Source organism: Enterococcus sp. DIV0802b (assembly GCF_050543535.1).
In the GTDB taxonomy this organism is placed as follows: Bacteria; Bacillota; Bacilli; order Lactobacillales; family Enterococcaceae; genus Enterococcus_D; species Enterococcus_D entomosocium.
On the sequence record NZ_CP172941.1, the window covers coordinates 604,331 to 626,338 of the forward strand.

The window sequence follows — 22,008 nt, forward strand, 5'->3', positions numbered from 1 at the left end:
AAAATTACATACAATTTCTTTTATTTTGCTTTTTTTGGGACCTTTTTTGAAGAAAAGAAGCGTTCTGTTGAAAGGAACTGTTGTTAAAAATGTTTGTGATAATACTAAGAATTAGTAGGCAGAAACCTTGTATCCATCGTATTGAGTCAAGTGGTTACAGGTAATAACAAAAATGGACGATCCTTTTTAAATGATAAGGAATCGTCTTTTTTTTATAACACTTTTTTTTGCACAAACTTTTAAAATGCCTTATTTAAAAAGAAAATGAAAATCAATTTATTCATACAGGTTTGCAAATCTTGATTTATCGATTGATGATCAACCATGGTAAATTTAATCTCGTTAAAAACGATAAAATTTCGTCAAAAAAGCATTATTTTATAGCTCTAATTTAGGTTTTTAGAGAGTTTGTATCGAATAGGTTGTTCCGATAAGAGCTATAACTGATTTTTTTCGAGGGAGTAAGAAAGGGTGACTGATAAAAACGTGAAATGAATCTTTAAAGTACAAGAGAAAGAATAGAGAAAAAGGAGTTACTTATGAATAACAAATTTAGTAAAAAAGTCACAGGTTTATTGTTGATTAGTCATTTAACTTTATCGGCGTTGCCAATAAATGCGATGGCGACAGAAAAAACTGATAATTCTTCAGGAGTGACACAAGAGAGAATAGAAGCTCCAAATTTATTATCAGATAGTGAAGCAACTCAAAGCACAGAAAATGACCATACAGCAACCAATGAGCAAGCAGTTCAGGAAACAGAGGGTTCTCCTACTGAAAGTGAAGAAGCTCAAACAGAAGTTTCTACTGAGAACTCTTCAGAAAATAATGAAGTCGCAGAAAATGATGAACAAGCGGATGCACCAAATGAAGAAACCTCAGAAAGTAATTCTAACGAATCATCAGAAGACGCTGCTGAAACCCGTTCAACAAGGGCAAGTGTCCAAGTAACATCTGATGCTGAATTACGGACAGCGTTAGCCAATGCGACGGTTACACAAATCAGCTTAGCCAATAACATCACGATGACCAGTAGTGTGACATGGACAGGGACGACCAAAACGATTGAAGGTAATGGTCATACGTTAACCTTCGGGAATAATGTTCGGTTGTATGGAAATACGGTAAATCAAGGATTAAGTATCAGAAATGTGAGAATCGTGGCTCATGCAACAAATACGATCTATCAAAATAGAACGTCCAGTGTTTCCTTCACAAACGTTACTCATGAAAATAGTCATGCAACGGGGCGCTTACTCTATTTAGCCGCTAGCAATTCTTCAGCTAATTTCTTTGGCGAAAACCGATTAAATGCAGGTTCCTTGATTTGGGCTACTTCGAATGTCCGAATGAATATCGGCAGTGGTGCTTCTGTAGTTGCAAATAACAATGGAACAGCTCGTGCGATTTATCTTGCAAGTGGTGGTCGAATTGATTTAGGTGAAGGCAGTTTATTAGACGTTACTCAAAACAATCCTTCAAATACAGCAAAAGCAGTCTTGATCGAAGGAAGTGCCTCAAGCGTAGTAGTTAATTCGAATGCAACGTTTAAGATCACAAGTGCGCCAAATACGCAAAAAACACAAGAAGCATTGGGGTTGCGAGGTGCTTTGACCGTATTATCTGGGGGAACACTGGATGTCGTGGGAAGAAGCACGTATTCAACGGTAAACGTTGGACAATCAAGCACTTTCCACGAAGGATCAAATGTTCGAATCCAAAACAATCATACGAATGGAACCGCAATTGGGTCCTATCCAGGAACAACGAACTACACGATCCACTCATCGACAGGAATGCAAACTTGGAGAAGATCAGCTGATTTTTCAGGAGAGCCCAGCTTTAATTATCCAGAGTTTAGACAAGGTTCTTTCTCACTAAATACTTATACGAACAAACAAGTTACTTCGCGGATTGAATCCAATGACTCAATCTTCAACGCAACATTCAATAGTTCTCAAATCGGAAAAATCGCTTTTGGTGACTTTGTGGATACCGCAACGATTCAACAAACGACCATTGACGACTTAACCACAAGCTCAACGCACATTACGGGGCGAGCTGAGCCAAATGCCGATTTAGCAGTCACTATTGAAGGACAAGGAAGTTTAACGGGACGCGTTGCAAGTGATGGAACTTATCAATTTGCGATTCCGAACGCACCATTAGCAGTTGGAACAAAAGTGACTGTTACCGCAACGTCCAATGGTATTCAATCGGTTGCAGAAACAGTTGTAGAGGATAGTGAAAAAGAAACGATTGCCGAAACAACGATTTCCGAGCTAAATACTGACTCCACAAGTGTGACGGGAACGGCTGAGCCGAATGCTGAGATTACGATCAAAGCCGGTGACACGATCATTGCGAATGGACGAGTGGGTAGTGATGGCATCTATGCATTGACGATTGAGAAACAACAAGCTGGTACGGTAGTTACCGCCCAAGCAACCTTAAATGGCATTTCATCAAATATTGCAGAAACCATGGTTGATCGAGCAACGATCGCCGAAACAACATTGAATGAGGTGACAACCACATCCACTACCGTTAGCGGAACAGCCGAACCAGATGCACATGTGGAAATTACTATAGGCGATTCTGAAACGAAAAATGCCACTGTTGACAGTGATGGCAATTTTGAAGTAGAGATTGATCCGCAAGCAGCGGGAACAATTATTACTGCTCAAGCAAGCATCGATGGATTGCAATCAAATATTGCTTCAACGATCGTTGTCACTGATCCAGCAAACACCGAAGGCACGATTACACCAGCAAGCTACAATGTTTCTTCGGCCGATCAGTTCCTGAGAGGGTCGTATACCGGTGATGTTGTATCTGCCCGTGTGTATGTAAATGGATCATCCGTTCGTGGTGGGAATTTTGCTGATGGTTCGTTTGAATTCTTTATCGGCAATCGCATCCAATCCGTAGATGATGTCGTAGAAATCGAAGCCTTGGATCAATATGGCAAAGTACTTGATCGGACAACCGTTGAATTAACTAGAGATTTGGCTGGTTCGATCACACCGGATCAATATCGAGTTGGTGAAACCATGATTACAGGGACCTTTACGGGTGATGTCAACTTTGCACGTTTAGTGATCAATGGCACGCCTTCTAATGCATGGGGTGGTACCTTCAATGCCGATGGCACCTTCTCGTTTTATGTAGCGAACCTTGGGATCAAAGCGGGCGACAAAGTTGAGATCCAAGCGTTGAATCGTCAAATCAATGGCAACACGGAAGCCATCGAAGTGCTAGAAACCAAAGAAGTAACAGTGATTGATCAACTTCAAGGGACGATCACACCAGATAAATACAATTACACTGATACCACGATTACGGGAACCTTTACGGGGGATATCAATTTTGCCAACTTGGTGATTGATGGACAATCGGTAGGTAACTGGGGTGGTACCTTCAATAAAGAGACGGGTCGCTTTGAATTCTTTGTTCACGCACAATTTAGAGACCAGATCAGAACAGCAGCGAAAGTTGAATTACAAACTTACCATCGTGAAACAGTCGATGGACAAACGATTGATCATAAGCTGGTGTTGCAGCCGGTAGAAATTGTCAAAGCAACAGGTTCGATTCAACCAGCAGCCTTCAAAGTGACAGAGAGTGAAATTACCGGAACCTTTACTGGTAATGTGAATTTCGCCAACTTGATCGTTGATGGGCGTTCAGTTTCATGGGGTGGTACCTTTAACACAACAGACCAAACCTTTACTTACTTTGTCAATCAAGATACACGTAATTTAATTCGCGATGCGGAAACAGTTGAATTGGTTGCTTACCATCGGGAGGTTGTTAATGGCCGTCCAGTGGACACCGAATTGGATCGCAGTGTAGTCACTATCGATAAAGAATTTATTGGTACGATTACACCAGACCCATACAAGCTGGGTGACAGAACCATTACGGGAACCTATACAGGAGATGACATCAACTTTGGACGACTTGAAATTGATGGCATGATTCTGTGGGTGAGCGGTTTTGCGGAGGGTACCTTTACCGCCTACTTGAACCAAGAACAAGCCAACAGTGTGACAAAAGACAGCCAGATGACGATCTATGCATTGCATCGCTTTGCTGACTTAAGTACACGAGAGATTGCACAAGCAACCGTTTCAATCACAGAATAAGAAACAGAAACTACGAGAGCCCCTTGTACCTTGCCTGTTGCAAGGGGCTCTTCATTGATAGAAAGAGAGAAAGCAAATGAACATGAAGAAAAAAATCGTTAGCCTCTTTAGCCTTGCCCTCATGGGGAGTTTTTTAGCGGCTTGCTCGACGGATGACCAAGCAAAGACGGATACTACCCAAGGCAGCGAACCAATCGAACAAATCACGGATCAAAGCAATGCCGAGCCGCAATCGATCATTGGTGGATTAAAGATCATCATCGACAAACAAGAAATCAATCAAAAGAAAACAGAAGATGGGGAACAAGTATTACATACATTTACCATCACAGCAGAAAATATGGGATCAGTTGCCGCTGGATTAGGTTCGATTGATTTTCTTTTAGAAACTGAAGAGGGAGAATTTCTTGAACTTGATCATACCATGGCGATGTTTGGCAATGAGATCGCTGTAGGTGAAACCATCACTGGACAAGTTTCCTTTGCTTTAGAAGAAGGACAAGTGGCGAAAAAACTGATTTATAAACCCGGTGAAGAACAATTAGCAGAATGGGATGTTAAGAGCGAATGAAGGTAAACGTTATTGGATTGGGGTATATCGGGCTACCCACAGCACTTACTTTTGCAAACCATGGGATTGAAGTCGTTGGGGTTGATGTGTCAGAAACAGTCGTTCAATCACTTCAAGCAGGTCAGGCACCAATCGAAGAACCCGACATTGATCGCTATCTAGCACAAGCTTTAGCGAAAAAGACATTCAAGGCACAGTTGGTACCAGAAAAAGCGGATGTCTTTATTATTGCCGTACCAACGCCAAATATCGCCGATCAATTTGGTAGTTGCGACTTGTCCTACGTGAAAGCGGCGATGGCTGCTATCTTACCCTATCTTGAAAAAGGCAACACAGTCATTGTTGAATCGACCATTCAACCCCGCACGATGGAAGACATCGTTGGACCCTTTTTTGAAAAAGCAGGTTATACCATTGGAGAAGATCTCTATTTGTTGCATTGCCCAGAGCGAGTTTTGCCAGGGAAAATCTTTGAAGAGCTGGTGATGAACAATCGAATCATTGGTGGCATGACGAGCGCTTGCACCCAACAAGGCAAACGCATTTATCAGTCCTTCGTCAAAGGAAACGTGCTGGAGACTTCTGCAAGTATCGCTGAGCTATCGAAATTGATGGAAAACACCTATCGCGACTTGAACATTGCACTAGCCAATGAATTGGTCCAAATTGGGGATCGCCTAAACATTGATGCACTCCAAGTGATTGAGTTAGCCAATCAGCATCCACGGGTCAATATCCATCAACCGGGACCTGGTGTCGGCGGTCATTGCTTAGCAGTCGATCCGTATTTTGTTGTCGCGGCAGCACCTGATGACGCGAAGTTAATTCAATTGGGGCGGATGATCAATACAGAGATGCCTGAATTCATTATAAAAAAAGTCGAAGAGATCTTAGCGATTCATGGTGGAAACAAAATCGCGGTCCTAGGGTTGGCGTATAAGGGCAACATTGACGATGCCAGAGAAAGTCCGGCTGTTGAGATCGCCAAAAGATTGAAACAAAAGAAAGCTCTGCAAGTCACTACCTATGATCCTTATGTCGCCACTTCTGATGTTGCACAAATTGAAGCAGCACTAACAGACAGTGATCTGGCATTGATCCTCTGTGACCATGATGCCTTTAAAGACATAGCGCCGGCAGCCATTCAAGCGATGAAACAAAAAATCGTTTTTGACACGAAAAATATTGTGACAGGTAAAACGAGGTTCGAGGCTGCCTATTCTCTTGGGTCATTACCAAGCGCCCAGTAAATGGTTTGATTGCTATTTCTGTTATTGAAAGGGAAAACCAATGAATAAAGAAATAAATATGAAAAAATTGAAGCAAGTCCTTCAGCAACGAATAGGCTGGATCATCATGATCATTAGTATTCCCTTACTAGCGATGTTGCTTTATCTAACCCTGTTTGCTGAACCTATTTATCAAAAAAGTGCACAGTTGCTGATTAGTCAGTCAGAAACGATAGCTGGCAATCGTCTGGAAAACCAGACGATTCAGGCAGACCTTCAACTCGTCAGTACCTATAGCACCATCATCATGAGTCCTCGCATCTTAAATGAAGTCAGTGAGGCGTTAGAGGAAAGCTACGATGTGTCTGAATTGTCGGAGATTTTGAGTGTTACCAATGCCACCAACTCGCAGATCATCGAAATCAACGCTTACCATCAAAGTCCGAAGATCGCAGCCGAAATCGCCAATACGACCGCCAGCGTTTTTAGTGAAGAGATCCCTAAAATCATGAACATTGATAATGTCACGATCTTAGCAGAAGGAACCGTTTTGCCACAAGAAACGCCTGCTCGTCCAAACAAGTTTTTGTTGTACAGTTTGACCACTTTTTTAAGTCTTCTTTTCGCTTTTACGTATGTGTTCCTCCTGTTGGTTTTTGAGCGCAGTTTTGCTTCGAATACGGAAATCGAAGAGGTCTTAGGGGTAAAGGTCATCGGAGAGATAAGCAAAGAAAAACGAGTTGCTTCGTTTAAAACCATCCAGTCGAGAAGCTTTAGAGGAAGGAAGCGTGTGTGATGCGTAGCATGAAGGAAAATTATTCCATCATCAGCGAACAAGTCAAGTTGATTCGCGAAAATGTCGACTATTTATGCCAACAACAAGATGCTCAAACGATTTTGATTACTTCAGGAGAAAGCGGTACGGGAAAATCCACGGTCTCGGCAAATTTGGCGGTCGCCTATGCCCAAAAAGGGAACCGAACCTTATTGATCGATGCGGATCTGCGTAAACCCACCCAACATTATTTGTTTTCACAAGAAATGCACGTGGGCTTGTCCAACTATATCCGACGGGACATCTCGATCGAAAGCTGTGTCCAACAAGTGATTTTAGAAGATTGCGAATTTTCAATCATCACTAGTGGAGCCATTATGTCAAACCCTAATGATCTGCTCGCTTCTTCGAAAATGACCGCAGCCTTGCAAGAGGTCAAACAACTATACGATGTGGTCATTATTGATACGCCACCAGTCAATGTCGTTTCGGATGCCTTGATCCTAGCCAAGAAAGTCGACGGTGTACTTTTAGTCGTTCATGCGGATAAAACGAACAAACAATCCGCAAAAAATGCCGTCAAAAAGCTACGCCTAGTTAACGCAAACATCTTAGGTGTCGTGGCGAATGGCACGGACACGGGTGAAAATTACTATTATTAAGGAGGGGAACTTTGTGGAAAGACCCGCTTTAGACAAGCAGTCAAGGGTTCAAGCGACTAGCTATTTACGTTGGAAACGCACGATAGAAACTATCTTTAGCTTGGGCTTATTAGTCGTCCTTAGCCCGCTGTTACTGCTGATTTGTATAGGGATCAAATTTTCTAACTGGCAGGCACCTATTATTTTTAAGCAAGTTCGTGTTGGCAAAAATGAGGCCACGTTTGTGATGTACAAATTTCGAACGATGGTGCCTGATGCCGATCAATTATTAGGGCGATACCTTGATAAAAACGAAATTGAAGGGGCCATGTTCAAGCTGAAGAAAGATCCGCGAGTGACGCGCTTAGGCCGTTTTTTAAGAAAAACGAGTCTTGATGAACTGCCCCAATTGATCAATGTCTTGAAAGGGGAGATGGCACTGGTCGGCCCCCGTCCTCCTTTAGAAAGAGAAGTCGTCAGTTATTCAGAAAAAGACAAGCAACGATTGTGTGTCACACCCGGGTGCACAGGGTTGTGGCAAGTCAGTGGACGAAACGAATTGAGCTTTCAAGAGATGGTCGCATTGGATCTCTATTACATCAATAACCTGAGCTGGTTATTGGACTTGAAAATAATTATGAAAACGATTGGCGTTGTTTTCTTACCCAAAGGAGCATTCTAATGGAGCAACAAGTACGTGTATCACTTTTAGGCAGCAATCTCGATTCCTTAAACTTTCAGGAAACCATTACTAAGATCGAGGCAATGATCGAACAGGGGATGCCCGCACAGCATGTTTCAATTAACGCGGGAAAAATAAACTTGATGCGAAAAGATCCCTCGTTGCGATCGATCGTCAATCGGGCAGCTTTGATCACGGCTGATGGGCAGTCGATTGTCTGGGCAGCGAAATATTTAGGGTGCCCGGTACCAGAAAGGGTAACAGGCATCGATCTTTTTCGCGAGCTGGTCAAATTGGCAGCAGAAAAAGGCTGGCGTCCTTATTATTTAGGAGCAACTGCCGAAGTCGTAGAAGCCGTCGTCAAACATGACCAACAGCTCTATCCCGACCTGAACATAGCGGGTTTTCACCATGGCTATTTTTCCGAAGTCGAATCATTGGACGTGGCAAAAGAGATTGCACGGACGCAACCAGACTTGCTGTTTGTCGCTTTTTCTAGCCCGCAAAAAGAGATTTGGCTCGATACATTCAGCGAAGTGTTGCAAGTGCCATTTGCGATGGGCGTTGGCGGCAGCTTTGATATCGTCGCAGGCAAAACCAAACGAGCGCCTTTGTGGATGCAGCGGGCAGGTTTGGAATGGTTTTATCGCTTTGCGCAAGAGCCAGTCAGGATGTTTGATCGCTATATCATAGGAAATTTACGCTTTTTACAGTATGTGTGGGGAGAAAAAAGAAGAAACGCATGAAATCAAAACAGCAAAGCCATCACCGCTTCTTCCTGGGGATTGTGGCCATTTTTCCGATAATCGACGTCTTAAACGGCTTATTTCTAAGTCTGGGCATTCCTTTTCCCATTGGCGTGTTCTACCGTTTGCTGTTCTTTTTGTTCTTAGTGATTATGATCGTGACAGAAAAGATTCCCCATAGCTACTATACATATTTAACGTATGGGTTTATCGCTGTGACGCTTACGATTTTTCTGTTACAAGCACTTTTTCTAGGGTACAGCTGGCAGTGGGTGATCGAGGATCTATCGGTGTATATCAAATACCTCTTATGGGTACTGATTCCTTATTATGTCTATCAACGAAAAAACGACTTCTCCAAACTGCACTACGACAGCTTGTTTATTGTTATCAGTGTCTGCTTCACCTTGGGGCTACTGATTCCTTATTTTTTAGGGCTAGGCTACCAAACTTATGACAATTCTGATGCTGGGTATAAAGGCTATTTCTTTGCCAATAATGATACGAGCTTTGCCTTTATTGTTTCAATCACCTTTACAGTCCAGGCACTAATTGTTTCGATCAAAGAACAGACCCATAAGTTTTCACTGTTTTTGGCTAGTTTATTCGCTGGAAATTTCGTCTGTTTGGTCTTGGTCGGTACGAAAACCGGCGTGTTTTATGGTGTCGGTGTGTTGTTCTATCTTTTAATCCGATTGGTGCTAGGCATTGAACGTAAAGCATTTCTGCAACAATTGTTTATCTGGTTTATGAGTTTTATTACGATTGCTTGGCTGCTTATTCAAGGACTACCATTGCTGATCCAAGCCGTCGAAGGAACCTATCTTCGCATGGTGTATTTTTATCATCTTTTCGACGGGGACTTGATCCGGCTATTTTCTAGTTCAAGAAGTGATTTTTTGATTGGTGGGATGAACGCCTTCTTAAATGATGAGGCCCGACACTTTACCATGATCTTTGGCCAAGGCTTTGAATACCGTTTGGCACACTTTGGTCGTCTTGGCTTAATTGAAATGGACTTCTTCGACACCCTTTTCGGGCAAGGCCTACTGGGAATAGCGTTATTGCTGCTAATGCTCGCCTATTTTGTCTATTTGGCCTTTCAGCCACGAAAACGATCGGTTTATAGTTTTGCCTTGATCGTGGTGCTTTTTTATAGTTTTTTTGCCGGGCATGTTTTGTATTCGGCATTGTCTTCCACCTTTTTAGGATTGATTTGTGGAGGCATTATTTTAACAGAGAAAGAGTGAACAACTGATTGAAAAAATTACTTTTGAGGCTGGGCTTTTTCTCCCTCGGTTCGTTAGGTTCGGCGGTCTTAAACTTGGTGCTTTTGCCCGTAACGACCAGCTTTTTGACACCCGAAGAATATGGGAAGACCAGTATGTTTTTCCTTGCACAGACCTTTTTGATATACGTGATCTATCTCGGTTTCGACCAAGCCTTTACGAGGGAATACCATGACCACGAAAACAAACGCGAGTTATTGCAACAAGCGATGCTCGTCCCGTTGCTCGGTTCATTTTTCTTTCAGCTGATCCTAGTGGTTTTTGCGGCAGATTTTTCGCAGCTTTTATTTGAATCTCCACAGTACACCCGTGCGATTTATTTATTTGCTCTTTCGTCGGGACTGCTGATTTTTGAACGGTTTCTTTTGTTAACGGTTCGAATGCAAAACAAAGCGATCCAGTTCTCCGTTTACAGTATTTTGGTGAAATTCATGGTCTTGTTCATCACGTTGCTGTTTCTCTTTTTTGGTCCGCCGACGTTTATTACGGTGGTCTATGGCATGCTCTTCGGTCAGATTATCGGTGATTGTCTGTTGATTCTGGCAAACCTGGCGCTTTTTATGCCGCTCATTCGCCAAATCGATCGCAACCTGATCAAAAAGCTGAGTCGTTTTGGCTTGCCGACGGTGGTGGGAACGTTCCTCTATAGCCTGTTAATGATTATCGACAAAATGATGCTGCGCTATTTTGCTGATTTTGCCGCTTTGGGCATCTACACGGCTGCATTCAAAGTGGCAAGTGCCTTGATGATTCTACAAGTTAGTTTTGCCAATTTTTGGATTCCCACCTCCTATGAATGGTTCAAAAAAGGCAAACCATTGATTTATTACGAACGAGTCAGTCACTTTATCATGTTCGTCTTGTCGATTTTCTTTTTACTGATGGTCTTTTTCAAAGAAACGATCGTCATCTTATTGTCGCAAGACTACTTAGAGGCCCAGTACTTGTTTCCCTTGTTATGTTTTTATCCCTTGATGATGACGATCAGTGAAACGACCAATCTCGGGATCGTTTTTTATAAGAAAAGTCATTTGAATATTGCTGCCTCTTTGCTGGCGGTCTTAGCCGCATCCCTTGGTCATCTCCTACTCGTACCGACAATTGGCGCCACAGGAGCGGCTTGTGCTACGGCATTAGGGTACTTGGTCTTCTTTTTTGCCCGTACATATTTTTCGATGACCTATTGGCAGGGGTTCTCAGTCAAACGCCAAATCAGCCTTTCGATCATGCTGTATTGCTTTGCGCTGTTTACGGCATTCAATCGGACTCTTTGGCTGGAAAAGAGCCTCGTTTTGCTGCTGATGCTCTTCGTCGTTGTTCTTTATCGCAAGGAACTAAAGCAGGTAACTAGATTTGTACAAGAAAGGAAAATCAACAAAGCATGAATATCTTACTTATCGGTCCAGATCCAGCAGCAAAAGGGGGGATCGCAACGGTCATTCATAATTTCCAAAAAGCAAAAGCGCCAGAGGACGTGCGTTTCGTCGTCCATAAGACTTGGTCGGAAAAAGGAAAATATTGGACGCAGATCAAAGCGTTTCTTACGTTTCGTCGGCACATCAAAAAAGAAAGGTGCCAGATCCTTCATTTCCACGTTGCGCAAAAGGGCAGTTTCTATCGCAAGAGTTTGCTGTTGTTGCTAGCACCAAAACATTGCAAGACGATTTTTCATATGCATGCTTCGCAATTTGACCAGTTTTATCAAAACAGTCCTTCGTGGGCAAAGTGGTGGGTCCGTTTTACCTTAGCTCGGGTGGATCAGCTCGTAGTGCTAAGTAGTAGCTGGTCAGCATTTTACCAAACGATTACCGATACCTCAATCGAGGTCTTGCCAAATGCCGTAGCGGTGTCGGAGGAATCCTTTTATGACCCCACCGCAAAATGGATCATCACTCTTGGCAGGATCGGGCAAAGAAAAGGCAGTTTTGATCTGTTGGCAGTTGCAAAAGCAATGGCTGTTTCCTTTCCCGAGATTCGCTTTATGTTATTTGGCGATCAAGAAAATCAACAGGTTGCCCAACAGCTCCAAGAAGAGGATCTCACCAATGTGTTCTTAAATGAGTGGGTAGCAACCGATGCGTTACCAGCTGTTTTTCGTAAGGCAGCCATCCATTTTCTCCCTTCTTATCACGAAGGTTTGCCGATGGCGATCTTAGAAACCATGGCGGCAGGTATCCCCAATGTAACGACGAAGGTTGGGGGAATCCCAGAGTTGATCCAATCGGGTGAAAACGGCTACCTAGTAGCTGCCGGTGATATTCAAGCAATGATCGAGACGTTGAGCGGTCTGTTAGCTAACGAGGAAGAACGAATCAAAAGCAGCCAACAAGCCAGAGCAACGATTGAGCAACAGTATGCCTTAACGTCGTATATGAAGCGCTGGCAGAAGATTTACAAAAAGCAACTTGATTAATGCTCAAATTGCTGAAAAAAAGGAGAAGTACGATGCAAAAAATAAAGGTATTATCTATTTTTGGTACACGACCAGAAGCCATCAAGATGGCACCGGTCATAAAAAAAATAGCAAATGATCCACGCTTTCTATCAAAGATCGTCGTGACAGGGCAGCATCGAGAAATGCTTGAGCAAACATTAGCGGCGTTTGAGCTGACCCCTGATTACGACTTGGCTATCATGCGAGAAAATCAAACCTTGTCTAGTATCACCAGTCGTATTTTAGAAGGACTCGAAGGTATTTTTCAATCAGAAGAACCAGACGTAGTGTTGGTCCATGGCGATACGACGACGGCAGTGGCAGCTGCGCTGGCCGCTTTTTATCAGCAGATCTTGATTGGTCATGTGGAGGCTGGGCTACGAACAGGTAACAAGAATGATCCGTTTCCAGAAGAAATGAATCGCCGGTTGATTGATCAACTAGCAGATTTTCTCTTTGCCCCTACAGATCAAAGCCAGGCAAATCTGCTAAAAGAAAATCATCCACAAGACCGCATCGTCGTTACTGGCAATACGTCTATTGATGCTTTGTACCACACCTTGGCACAAAAAAAAGACCGAAAACCAATCAGTGAGAAAAAAATCCTTTTAGTTACGATGCACCGGCGAGAAAATATTGGGCAACCCATGGAACAAGTGTTTCGTGCACTAAAACGCATCGCTATTGCTTATCCCGCACTGACGATGGTCTTTCCGATGCATAAAAACCCTCGTGTCCGTACACTAGCCAAGCGCTATTTAGAAGGGCAGCAAAATATTGAGCTGATCGAACCATTGGATGCCCCTGCATTCTATCAGTTACTGGCAGGCAGCTACCTTGTTTTGACCGATTCAGGAGGGATTCAAGAAGAAGCACCCTCCTTGGGGATTCCTGTCTTGATCGTACGTGAAACGACGGAACGCCCAGAAGGGGTGGCAGCAGGGACTTTGAAACTCATTGGTACCCATGAGGAGCATGTGTATTCAGAAATCGTTCATTTATTGTCTGATGAGGCAGCATACAAACAGATGGCGCAAGCCAAAAATCCCTATGGAGATGGACAAGCCAGTGAGCGGATCGTGGCTGAATTAAAAAGTTATTTCGAGTAGAGGAAGGCGAACCTATGAGACAATTCCAATCATCTTTTGTCATTAGTAAAACGACGCTAAGGTGGCTACATTTGCTAGAACATATGGAGCACGCTTCTCATACACCGATCCGTGGGTTGTCAAAAGTGATCAAAAGCTCTAGCCGAACCATCATTGAAGATTTACAAAACATTAAAGAGTATTTCGAAGATGCTATCGAAATGGAAACGTCAAATAGTGGCTATCAGCTACAAGTCATCGACACAGAAAGCTACTTAGAAAAAAAACGGAATTTGATCAGTAACGAGCCGTTGTTTCGCATCTTTGAGAGCATTTTTTTAGGGGAAATATTGACCATCAATGAGTGGTCAGACATTTTGTTTATTTCCCCTGCCACGTTGATGCGGTATTTTCGAAAGATCGACCCAATTTTAGCACAGTACCAACTGACATTAAACAAAACCACCGTTGATCTTATTGGTGAGGAAGTCAATATTCGCCATTTTTTTCTGAACTTTTATTATGAATCCGATAGTACGCCGCATACCGTATTTCCGCCGTTGATCATTCATGAGATCGGTTTAAACTTGAAAAAAGAAGAATTCGATAGCAATTTCTCTAATCTTGCCTTTGAGGAAATCAGTTACATGCTTTATATCATTTTAGAGCGAACCTCTCATGGCCATTACGTCACGATCGATCCAGCCATCGTCAAGCAGTTTCGTAAAGAGTATTATCTTGAGCTGAAAAAATTAAAGACGATGCTATCGAACCATTTGCAAACGACGATCGCCGAAAAAGAAATCATCTACTTTTATGCGTTATCGATGGGAAAACGGACGGTGTTTGATATTGATATGGAAAGGGACTTTTGCAACAAGTTAGGCAAAGACTCGCAGATCCTGCAACTAACCCAACGTTATCTAAAGGAGGCAGGCGTACCGCCGTATGCGCTGGAATATAGTACGGTTTTGATCCAGTCTTTTTTTGCGACGATCTTACTAAAAAATAAACTTTCACCGGTCTTGAACAAAGTGATTCCCGATTTGATCTCATTTGTAAAAAAACATTTTCCAGAGGAAATGGCACAAAACACAGCGTTCTTACAAAAACAATTCAAACAAGTGAAGTGTCTGTCTTTAGACATGATCGTAGATATCAGCGCAGTGTTTACCATTCATATGGACTGTGTGAAAGAATTGTACTGGGGGAAGCCTAAAAAAATTGCGTTCCTGTTAGAAGGGAATCAATTTATCTCGCAACGAATTCAGGTCACTGCTCGTAAGTATCTAGGCAGTTATCAGAAACTCTTTTTTCCGAATGTATTAGATATCAATCCCGGCTATTTTGAGGCGAACCAATTTGATATCGTCGTCACAAATTATAATGAGCATATGTCGAATTTTTCTTGTTCTGGCGTGTATTTATTGTTCAATAAAATCCCGAACTCAACCGATTGGCGCAGACTCATGTCATTGATCGACTTTAAACTTTAACAATGGTCCAGGTGCAAAATAATTCTCAGATGAAAGATAGGAATGATGCAATCATGATGAAAAAAGGACATATGACACCAGAAGCCTATTTAAAAAATTACAGCGAACTTTGTTACTTGCAGGAATTTCCCTTAATCAAACAAGTATGTACAGAGTTGCAAACACGATTCAAAGAAATTTGCTATACCGAGTACGATAATGTGCTACAACAAATGACGGATTTGCTAGAAATCGATGCCCAACTGCAAATGTTTTTAGATTTTTTCCGACACGACTTTTTTAAAGAAATCGAATTAGCAGAAGAAGAGATCGTCGAAATGATCAAAAAGGACAAAAATGTCTATTACCGACAAATGGCAGGGATCGGCACAAACCAGAAAGCGCCCCATGGCTTGATTTATCTCAGCGAGAAATGAACACTGTGATCGCTGAGATAAATCAGAGTGTCAACCACTCGTTGGGTAAGAATGGTTTTTATAAAATAACACTTCGAAATGCTTTGTGACCGTAATGATTCCACAAGATAGTGTCTAGCAAGTTGACTTACGCATTGTCCAACACAACCAGACGCAAGATCCGTGGATTGATTTGATTAAGTAATCGATTCCAATCTGTCGCATCTGGAAAAGATTTTAGAAGAACGCATTCTACTTCCAGTAAGTATTCTGTCGTATACTCCGAATAATTGGTGACTAATAGATCAATTTGCTTTTCTTTTAAATAGGTTGGAGAGAGTTCACTGGCATTAGGATAATACAATGTATGGAAGCGACCCAAATATTTTCGCACGATACTTTCGGCATATTCACAAACATATTCGTTTCCTTCAAAAATCACGGCGATCGTCCGTTGTGATCCCCAATTTTCTTCTTTGATCGCTTCCATATGAATCGTTAAGCTGGCACAGAAATCGTCAAGATAGGAGGATGAATACAGCTTTTTGACTAGCTTGTGTTTTGCCAAAAATGCATAGTTTCTCTTATATTCGTAGGAAAACTTCTCTTTGACGAATTGCGTAAGATCGTCAATATTGACATTCATGATGGGCGAGAGCATATCGCGTATTTTCACAATCGTAAAAAATGATTCTAACCAGTGTAAATCTTTTTGTTCATCATAGGAATTGCCTTGATTTAGGGCATAGAAATCTTTTGTCACTTGTTTGATCTCAGGCCAGCGATTATACATTCGGCAAAATTCTTCGATCGAGGGATGATTGATTTTTCGGCGACAGATGAGACAAAGCAACAAATAAATGATTTCGTCCTCTGGCAGATGGTAATGAAAATAGGAATAAAGGATCTCTCTTAACGTATCTGGAGCAATCAATGAATGATAAGCATAAAAGATGTCCTTTAGTTCAGGTGAAAGTTCGACCTGTAACCCTTTCTTGCTGCGTTCCAGTGTAATGTAGAGAATATAGGAAAAGTAAGAAAAGGTAGAAGCCGGTTGCTTTTTTGAATGCAAAAGATTGGTGATCTCAATGACAGCATCTTGGACATCCAGCGATGGGAAGATCGTATTGACATTGATATCTGACTCATAATAAAACAGACAAAAAAAGCGGCGAATATCGATTTCGGAACCTATCAATGTGACAGGGTTTGTTGATAGACGAAGTTTGAAGGGCTTTAATAATTCGTTCATTTTTTTTAAGTAACTCAGCAATGCTTGTTCCGAAAGATTAAGGGTCAAGCTCCAATCCAGAGCAGATTGTAATTCATCAAAAAAAATACTCTCCAAAATCATAAAAAATGGCTCGTCTTTAACTAAATTTTGTTTTTGTTTGATATACCCCTCGGGATCAAGTTCTTCAAATAAATACCCAAACTTAGAGGAATAGATTTCGATCGCGTCATTAAAATAGTCGCGAATCATGGCAATATCCGCAATGATCGTACGGGTACTACTTTTTGTTACTTCTGATAAATCGCCCAATGTTGCAGATGGATTCTTCTCAAATTCATTTAATAATTGCAATCGTCGGATTAAAGAACGATTTTTGATAAATTTTAGCTGAAAATTTTTCATAGTTGCCCCCGTTGAATTAAAAAAAGAATTAAACACATTATAAACAATTGGTTAAAAAACTTCAATTTTTATATTTAATTTTATTTTATTTGACTAAATATTCGATTTTTTATTATTCTGGTGGATGTAAACGGTTGAAACGAATTGATACAATGTAGGTTTTTTCACCGACAGGTGAAAATTGCTATTTTTTTTTAAGGATATTTGACGCTATAGTGAGACCATAGTCCGATGCTTAGGAGTATTTGTTTTTTCTCAAGAGGAAACCTGTGAACTGTTGGTTGGATCAAAAGGGAGAAAATAAACAGTAAATGTAACTAGCAAATGAGTGAATGTGCCATCAATACCTAGAAATGCAGTGTACTTGAGGGGTATCCACGAATGAGAGAGAAAGAAAATAGAAGACATTGATTGGTTGAAGAACATCTACGGTTACCAGAAAGTGTAAACTGGAAACGAACATGCAGATAGATTACGAGGAGGCTAATATGCTGGCAGAAAAGATAGCGGGAGCAGAAGAATATTTGGCGCATTTTCAAACAGAGCTAGAAAAACAAGGGGTGTTACGCTTTTTTCCAAAAATAAATGCCTTTTATCATCGGTTAGCAAAAGAGTTTTTAACGATTTTTCATAGCAAGGAAGAAAACCTGTTTGTTCAGTGGGGCCACTTATTGGCGATTGATGCACAATTGCAAATATTGATGGAAATCAGCAACAATCGCAAAGAGGGATTGCTAGATGACCTTGGGATGAGTGAGGAAGAAGTCATTGAAATGATAGAAAATGACCATAAGTATTTTTACCGTGAGATCACGGGGGCAAAGTTAACGCAAAAACCCAAAATGGGCTTGATTTATTTGAGTGAACACTTAGCGGAGTCCTGAATTTTTATGTCTAATACGTCGAGTAGACCTGAGAGTTAGGAAAAAAATTGAGATAAATGGGAAACGATGATGCTCAGTAGACTATTGGGGAAGTTTCATAGATAGTTTTTTGGAGAAATAAATGGAGAGTAGTAGTGGGGCTAAAAGGATGATTTTCAGGTGGAACGTACCCTTGAGAATGACAGAGAGCAGATGGACTACTCAAACAACGCAGTGGGGAAGGCAATTGGTTGGTCTTCCTTGCTTGAGTAAGAGTTGTTTTTAAGAAACAACAGATTGACCGCTAAAGTCAACGACAAAGACGAATGTTTTTTGCTCTTCATAAAATAATTACTGTGTAAGACGTGAAAAAAAGCAAAAAGCGCTTGAAGGTAGGACATGAACGGAATGAAACTTTTTATTATTTTTGCCTCCTTGTCGGTAGGCATATCGGTGGCACAATACGGCATGTATGATTTCTTTCCCAGCATATCTGTGATCCTTCGCAGCTGGTTTCAATTGGGGCAAACCATTCTTTTGCTTGGCTATTTCTTTCTGCTGGTTATGTATTTTTGGGTACAGCGTGGCAGAACAAGGAAAGAGAAGCAATCTTTAGGAGAATGATCAAGAATTAAACAGCAATGATCAGCAAAGAAGCGTTTTTACAGTAGGAAGAAAGCGCTTGTTTGTAAGAAAAAGTATACATAAAATAGTACGACCGAGACGAGCCTTTCGTGGGCTCTTACTTAACATAAACAAATCTGCAGCAAACGTTTGCTTCTTTTGGTGAAACCAAGAAGGGATCGTTTGCTGTTTTTTTGTGCTAACAAATAGGCCTGTTTTCAAATGTCCCGTGGAGAGCTTTTTTCAAGGAAATGAAAAATTCTTAAGGGGGAGGCTGGAAGAATCGATTCGTTCTGTAAATAGTAATCAAAAAATGGATGGCCGAAGAACTACATACGATAGAGTCAATAAAATGCTTCATGGAGGAATGGCTGATTTAGCCAAGCGGCATTTCAAGGGAGTACCGAAGGATAATAGATAGAGAAGATAAAGCAATGGACAGAGACGCCAAAGTTTTTAGCGCTGCAATAGCTATTGGAGTATGCGTTGGTTTGGCTGCATCTGTATTGGCAACAACAGAGTACCGGGAAAGGGCTGGATAAGTGAAAATGAATGGGAAAGGTGGCGCTCCGAAAGAAGAACCATAGCTGATGATCCGCCAATCGTCGAGGAACCACCCAACTGTTTTCCGTAGAGAAATACCAAACGAGCAGGAGATGACCACTGACAGGCATGCTTCATGTTCTTATCAGTTTAGTGATTCTAAGAAAAACAACATAAAAGAAAGAATACCCGACAAACGTAGCTTGGGGGATCAGATGAAAAGAGAGGAACGTTCTTAATAAGGATAGTCCCCCTCCTTTTTTTACCGTTATTTTATTGTGGCTTTTATAGAATGGAGAACTGCAGGTGCTTTGGAGATTGATATATGATTTTTCTATGGTAACAAGCACTTTGGTAGATGTTAAGGATTTCTCACTTTAGCCATATCCTATGTTGAATAATTTATTTAAAACGGGGGTTTGTTTTTTTATTTAGGCATAGATTTCATCAGCCAGTGAATTTATTGATTTTTCCCGCATCACAAAGATAGCTATAATGAAGTATATCGAGGATAAAACCCAGCGTTTTTGGAAGCCAACTGAAACAAAGACCAATCGACTTTGTTCAAGGTTACCGTCTAAGTAAAGGTGTCTAAAAAAGGGTGGTTTTTAGGCTTGATGATGTCAAAAAGGGGGAGGGAGAATGAAAAGAGCGAGGGGGAATTTTTGGGTCAAACTGATGATCTTCGCTGCTTTTTTTCAAGTGATCAGTGCTTCGACGATTTTAGTTTCGGCACAAGAAGAGCGTTCCGTCGATACAGAAGGCTCAGTCCAGTTCACGGGTGTCTATGAACCAGACAAACCAGAACCTTCACCACCGACCGGACCGACACAACCTGGCGGGGATGGGGGACGTTTGCCGCAGACAAATACCCGAAAAAGTTCCAGTGCCACGGCACTCGGATCATTGCTGCTATTGATCGCTGGCTATTCAACAGTGAAGAAGACACGCAGGTACCAAAAAGAACGAACAACCTCAAGAACACAAGAAAAGTTGAGTAATAGAGAATAAGGGAATGATCTTATGAGATTTTTGCGATTTGCAACGAGCACCGTACTTGCCGCAACCCTTTTGACTGGTGGGATCCAAGGGACCGCCGCTGAAGTAAGAGTCGCTGAAACCGATGGGCAAGTAAGTTTTGTGCCCAATGATCGAGAACCGACGGAAGTGTTACCGCCTGATCCAGGACCCGATGGCCCCGATGTGGAGATACCGCCGATCGGACCAGATGGACAAACAGGACCATTGACGATCGCTTATGCGCCGACTTTGGATTTTGGTACCCAAGAAATCTCCAACCGAGATGCCGTCTATTCGATGGTGGCAGAAAAGCAACAATTAGCGGATACCCAAGGGGAAGAAAACCAAGTACCGTATGTTTCCTTCGCCCAAGTACAAGATACCCGTGGGTCAAATGCTGGCTGGCGTTTGACTGTAGCACTAAGTGCGTTTGAATCAGGGACGCAACACAACGAACTGCGAGGGGCACAAATCATCTTTGCCTCACGAGAAGTTGACTACAATAGCCACAACCAAGAAAACGCACCGGCCGCACATGAAGCAGGCTTGCGTTTGGATGCCAATGGTTCAGCACAAGCTGTTCTGACTGCTGATGCCGGCAAAGGGGCAGGCACTTCATCCGTCGTTTGGGGCTACCAAGATGAGTTGAATGCGCAAGTCCAAGCCCAGGCGCCGGTGGTTCGCAATGAGGCGATCCAATTGTTCGTCCCGGGAGCGACTGCTAAAGATGCAGCCTTGTATGTGGCGACTTTGAAGTGGCAATTGACGACCACTACCTCGCAATCAGGAGAAACAGTTCCAACGGCGCAAGCCGATGAAACAAACTAAAAGAAAAGAAAGAAGGAATAAAAATGAAATGGATTCGATTAGCAACAGTCGCAACACTGACCTCTACGATCTTCGCAGGCGGTGTACAAGTAGTAGCAGCAGAGGAAGAAAATAATCAACCAAAAACACCACTTTTTGAAGTAGAGACACCAAATGAGGTTAACTTTATCGAAGGGGAAGAAGACGTGGATGACGTTGAAAATCCAGTTCCTTACCCACCCGTTATCATTGATCCGCTTCCAGTAAAAGGTCCATTAACGATCGTTTACGTGCCAGAAAAATTCGATTTTGGTCAACAAGCCATTACTTCATCTGCAGCTGAATATTCTGTGATTGCTGAAATGCAAAACGTAGATGAAAACCATCCTCTTGCGGTCGGACTTCCAGACACAGTTCCTTACGTTTCCTTGGCACAAGTCAGTGATACACGAGGAAACAGTGCGGCAGATTGGACATTAAGTCTTGCTTTGACAGAGTTTGTCGGTCAAGATACAGGGGATATCCTTTATGGCGCCCAACTTCACTTTATTGATCCGCAGATCAAACACAATGATGGTACCGGGCCTGCTGAAGAAGCGCCTGAAGCATCAATAACTGATGGTGATCGTGTGATTTTAAATGCTAATACGAATATAGCATCGAGCATTCCAGTCATGACCGCAGGACCCAATCAAGGACAAGGACGCTCCTCTGTCTTCTGGGGAGACCAAGACAAAATGATGGATGAGTTTGAGGGTAATGATTTTACCGGAACGATTCTGAATGATCGTATTCAGCTGCATCTTCCATCAGCTGCGACGCCGCAACAAGACACCTATACAGCAACCTTGACCTGGACACTAGCTACCACAGTTAGTGTAGATGGTGAAAATGGTGGTAATGGCGGCGATGGAGACGACAACGTTTTAAATCCAGAAGATTAATCTTCAAAGCAACGCAACAATAATGTGAAACAACTGGCAGGAGTAGACCGTTATTCCTGCCTTTTTTGGAAGGAGAA

Annotated in this window: 19 protein-coding genes; 18 read left to right on the plus strand and 1 reads right to left on the minus strand. The window is 42.1% G+C overall.

What is annotated here, in order from left to right; genetic code table 11:
• The first annotated feature begins 539 nt into the window (after positions 1 to 539).
• The 13 genes from IGJ12_RS02825 to IGJ12_RS02885 all read left to right on the plus strand — a co-directional run bounded on the left by IGJ12_RS02825 (position 540) and on the right by IGJ12_RS02885 (position 15,515).
• Entirely contained in the window at positions 540 to 4,148 is a 3,609-nt protein-coding gene (locus IGJ12_RS02825; RefSeq protein WP_430619320.1) for an immunoglobulin-like domain-containing protein, read from the plus strand.
• 76 nt (positions 4,149 to 4,224) lie between these two features.
• Positions 4,225 to 4,719, plus strand: coding sequence for a hypothetical protein (locus IGJ12_RS02830; protein ID WP_008377972.1), 495 nt, complete (start codon positions 4,225 to 4,227; stop codon positions 4,717 to 4,719).
• The gene (locus IGJ12_RS02835; protein ID WP_087664711.1) at positions 4,716 to 5,969 is read left to right on the plus strand and encodes a nucleotide sugar dehydrogenase; all 1,254 of its coding nucleotides are present in this window, start codon (positions 4,716 to 4,718) and stop codon (positions 5,967 to 5,969) included. Before IGJ12_RS02830 ends, IGJ12_RS02835 begins: the two co-directional genes overlap by 4 nt.
• Positions 5,970 to 6,009: 40 nt before the next feature.
• Positions 6,010 to 6,744 (plus strand): YveK family protein, encoded by a 735-nt coding sequence (locus IGJ12_RS02840; RefSeq protein WP_430619321.1) that lies wholly within the window; start codon positions 6,010 to 6,012, stop codon positions 6,742 to 6,744.
• Positions 6,744 to 7,385, plus strand: coding sequence for a CpsD/CapB family tyrosine-protein kinase (locus IGJ12_RS02845; protein WP_008377979.1), 642 nt, complete (start codon positions 6,744 to 6,746; stop codon positions 7,383 to 7,385). Before IGJ12_RS02840 ends, IGJ12_RS02845 begins: the two co-directional genes overlap by 1 nt.
• 13 nt (positions 7,386 to 7,398) lie before the next feature.
• A complete protein-coding gene (locus IGJ12_RS02850) occupies positions 7,399 to 8,046 on the plus strand; it encodes a sugar transferase (RefSeq protein ID WP_008377982.1) in 648 nt (215 codons plus the stop codon).
• A complete protein-coding gene (locus tag IGJ12_RS02855) occupies positions 8,046 to 8,792 on the plus strand; it encodes a WecB/TagA/CpsF family glycosyltransferase (protein ID WP_008377984.1) in 747 nt (248 codons plus the stop codon). The genes IGJ12_RS02850 and IGJ12_RS02855 overlap by 1 nt, the downstream gene beginning before the upstream one ends.
• Positions 8,789 to 10,042 carry an O-antigen ligase family protein gene (locus IGJ12_RS02860; RefSeq protein WP_008377986.1) on the plus strand — a complete coding sequence of 418 codons (1,254 nt, stop codon included), beginning with the start codon at positions 8,789 to 8,791 and terminating at the stop codon, positions 10,040 to 10,042. Before IGJ12_RS02855 ends, IGJ12_RS02860 begins: the two co-directional genes overlap by 4 nt.
• Before the next feature lie 8 nt (positions 10,043 to 10,050).
• Positions 10,051 to 11,466 (plus strand): lipopolysaccharide biosynthesis protein, encoded by a 1,416-nt coding sequence (locus tag IGJ12_RS02865; protein WP_061053766.1) that lies wholly within the window; start codon positions 10,051 to 10,053, stop codon positions 11,464 to 11,466.
• A complete protein-coding gene (locus IGJ12_RS02870) occupies positions 11,463 to 12,494 on the plus strand; it encodes a glycosyltransferase family 4 protein (RefSeq protein ID WP_430619322.1) in 1,032 nt (343 codons plus the stop codon). The genes IGJ12_RS02865 and IGJ12_RS02870 overlap by 4 nt, the downstream gene beginning before the upstream one ends.
• A 32-nt stretch (positions 12,495 to 12,526) precedes the next feature.
• A complete protein-coding gene (gene wecB, locus IGJ12_RS02875) occupies positions 12,527 to 13,624 on the plus strand; it encodes a non-hydrolyzing UDP-N-acetylglucosamine 2-epimerase (RefSeq protein WP_430619323.1) in 1,098 nt (365 codons plus the stop codon).
• A 14-nt stretch (positions 13,625 to 13,638) separates the two neighbouring features.
• Complete coding sequence (locus IGJ12_RS02880) at positions 13,639 to 15,099, plus strand: helix-turn-helix domain-containing protein (protein WP_194187946.1); 1,461 nt, start codon at positions 13,639 to 13,641, stop codon at positions 15,097 to 15,099.
• 53 nt (positions 15,100 to 15,152) lie between these two features.
• Positions 15,153 to 15,515 carry a DUF7006 family protein gene (locus IGJ12_RS02885; protein WP_430619324.1) on the plus strand — a complete coding sequence of 121 codons (363 nt, stop codon included), beginning with the start codon at positions 15,153 to 15,155 and terminating at the stop codon, positions 15,513 to 15,515.
• Between the two features lie 127 nt (positions 15,516 to 15,642).
• On the opposite strand, the gene IGJ12_RS02890 is transcribed toward IGJ12_RS02885, so the two are convergent.
• Positions 15,643 to 17,130, minus strand: a complete 1,488-nt coding sequence (locus IGJ12_RS02890; protein ID WP_086316900.1) for a helix-turn-helix domain-containing protein — start codon at positions 17,128 to 17,130, stop codon at positions 15,643 to 15,645.
• Positions 17,131 to 17,618: 488 nt separating this feature from the next.
• On the opposite strand from IGJ12_RS02890, the gene IGJ12_RS02895 reads away from it, so the two are divergent.
• The 5 genes from IGJ12_RS02895 to IGJ12_RS02915 all read left to right on the plus strand — a co-directional run bounded on the left by IGJ12_RS02895 (position 17,619) and on the right by IGJ12_RS02915 (position 21,931).
• Positions 17,619 to 18,014, plus strand: coding sequence for a DUF7006 family protein (locus IGJ12_RS02895; protein ID WP_008377999.1), 396 nt, complete (start codon positions 17,619 to 17,621; stop codon positions 18,012 to 18,014).
• A gap of 378 nt (positions 18,015 to 18,392) precedes the next feature.
• A complete protein-coding gene (locus IGJ12_RS02900; protein WP_430619325.1) occupies positions 18,393 to 18,617 on the plus strand; it encodes a hypothetical protein in 225 nt (74 codons plus the stop codon).
• A 1,185-nt stretch (positions 18,618 to 19,802) separates the two neighbouring features.
• Entirely contained in the window at positions 19,803 to 20,171 is a 369-nt protein-coding gene (locus IGJ12_RS02905; RefSeq protein WP_008378002.1) for an LPXTG cell wall anchor domain-containing protein, read from the plus strand.
• 12 nt (positions 20,172 to 20,183) lie between these two features.
• Positions 20,184 to 21,008: a WxL domain-containing protein gene (locus IGJ12_RS02910; protein ID WP_430619326.1), complete on the plus strand. Its 825-nt coding sequence runs from the start codon at positions 20,184 to 20,186 to the stop codon at positions 21,006 to 21,008.
• A 23-nt stretch (positions 21,009 to 21,031) separates the two neighbouring features.
• Positions 21,032 to 21,931, plus strand: a complete 900-nt coding sequence (locus tag IGJ12_RS02915) for a WxL domain-containing protein (RefSeq protein ID WP_008378005.1) — start codon at positions 21,032 to 21,034, stop codon at positions 21,929 to 21,931.
• Positions 21,932 to 22,008: the final 77 nt, after the last annotated feature.

What these genes read in the sequence shown, in the direction of transcription:
- IGJ12_RS02825 (WP_430619320.1), top strand. Translation starts at nt 540, where the DNA reads ATGAATAACAAATTTAGTAAAAAAGTCACAGGTTTATTGTTGATTAGT.
- IGJ12_RS02830 (WP_008377972.1), top strand. Translation starts at nt 4,225, where the DNA reads ATGAACATGAAGAAAAAAATCGTTAGCCTCTTTAGCCTTGCCCTCATG.
- IGJ12_RS02835 (WP_087664711.1), top strand. Translation starts at nt 4,716, where the DNA reads ATGAAGGTAAACGTTATTGGATTGGGGTATATCGGGCTACCCACAGCA.
- IGJ12_RS02840 (WP_430619321.1), top strand. Translation starts at nt 6,010, where the DNA reads ATGAATAAAGAAATAAATATGAAAAAATTGAAGCAAGTCCTTCAGCAA.
- IGJ12_RS02845 (WP_008377979.1), top strand. Translation starts at nt 6,744, where the DNA reads ATGCGTAGCATGAAGGAAAATTATTCCATCATCAGCGAACAAGTCAAG.
- IGJ12_RS02855 (WP_008377984.1), top strand. Translation starts at nt 8,046, where the DNA reads ATGGAGCAACAAGTACGTGTATCACTTTTAGGCAGCAATCTCGATTCC.
- IGJ12_RS02860 (WP_008377986.1), top strand. Translation starts at nt 8,789, where the DNA reads ATGAAATCAAAACAGCAAAGCCATCACCGCTTCTTCCTGGGGATTGTG.
- IGJ12_RS02870 (WP_430619322.1), top strand. Translation starts at nt 11,463, where the DNA reads ATGAATATCTTACTTATCGGTCCAGATCCAGCAGCAAAAGGGGGGATC.
- wecB (WP_430619323.1), top strand. Translation starts at nt 12,527, where the DNA reads ATGCAAAAAATAAAGGTATTATCTATTTTTGGTACACGACCAGAAGCC.
- IGJ12_RS02880 (WP_194187946.1), top strand. Translation starts at nt 13,639, where the DNA reads ATGAGACAATTCCAATCATCTTTTGTCATTAGTAAAACGACGCTAAGG.
- IGJ12_RS02885 (WP_430619324.1), top strand. Translation starts at nt 15,153, where the DNA reads ATGATGAAAAAAGGACATATGACACCAGAAGCCTATTTAAAAAATTAC.
- IGJ12_RS02890 (WP_086316900.1), bottom strand. Translation starts at nt 17,130, where the DNA reads ATGAAAAATTTTCAGCTAAAATTTATCAAAAATCGTTCTTTAATCCGA.
- IGJ12_RS02895 (WP_008377999.1), top strand. Translation starts at nt 17,619, where the DNA reads ATGCTGGCAGAAAAGATAGCGGGAGCAGAAGAATATTTGGCGCATTTT.
- IGJ12_RS02900 (WP_430619325.1), top strand. Translation starts at nt 18,393, where the DNA reads ATGAACGGAATGAAACTTTTTATTATTTTTGCCTCCTTGTCGGTAGGC.
- IGJ12_RS02905 (WP_008378002.1), top strand. Translation starts at nt 19,803, where the DNA reads ATGAAAAGAGCGAGGGGGAATTTTTGGGTCAAACTGATGATCTTCGCT.
- IGJ12_RS02910 (WP_430619326.1), top strand. Translation starts at nt 20,184, where the DNA reads ATGAGATTTTTGCGATTTGCAACGAGCACCGTACTTGCCGCAACCCTT.
- IGJ12_RS02915 (WP_008378005.1), top strand. Translation starts at nt 21,032, where the DNA reads ATGAAATGGATTCGATTAGCAACAGTCGCAACACTGACCTCTACGATC.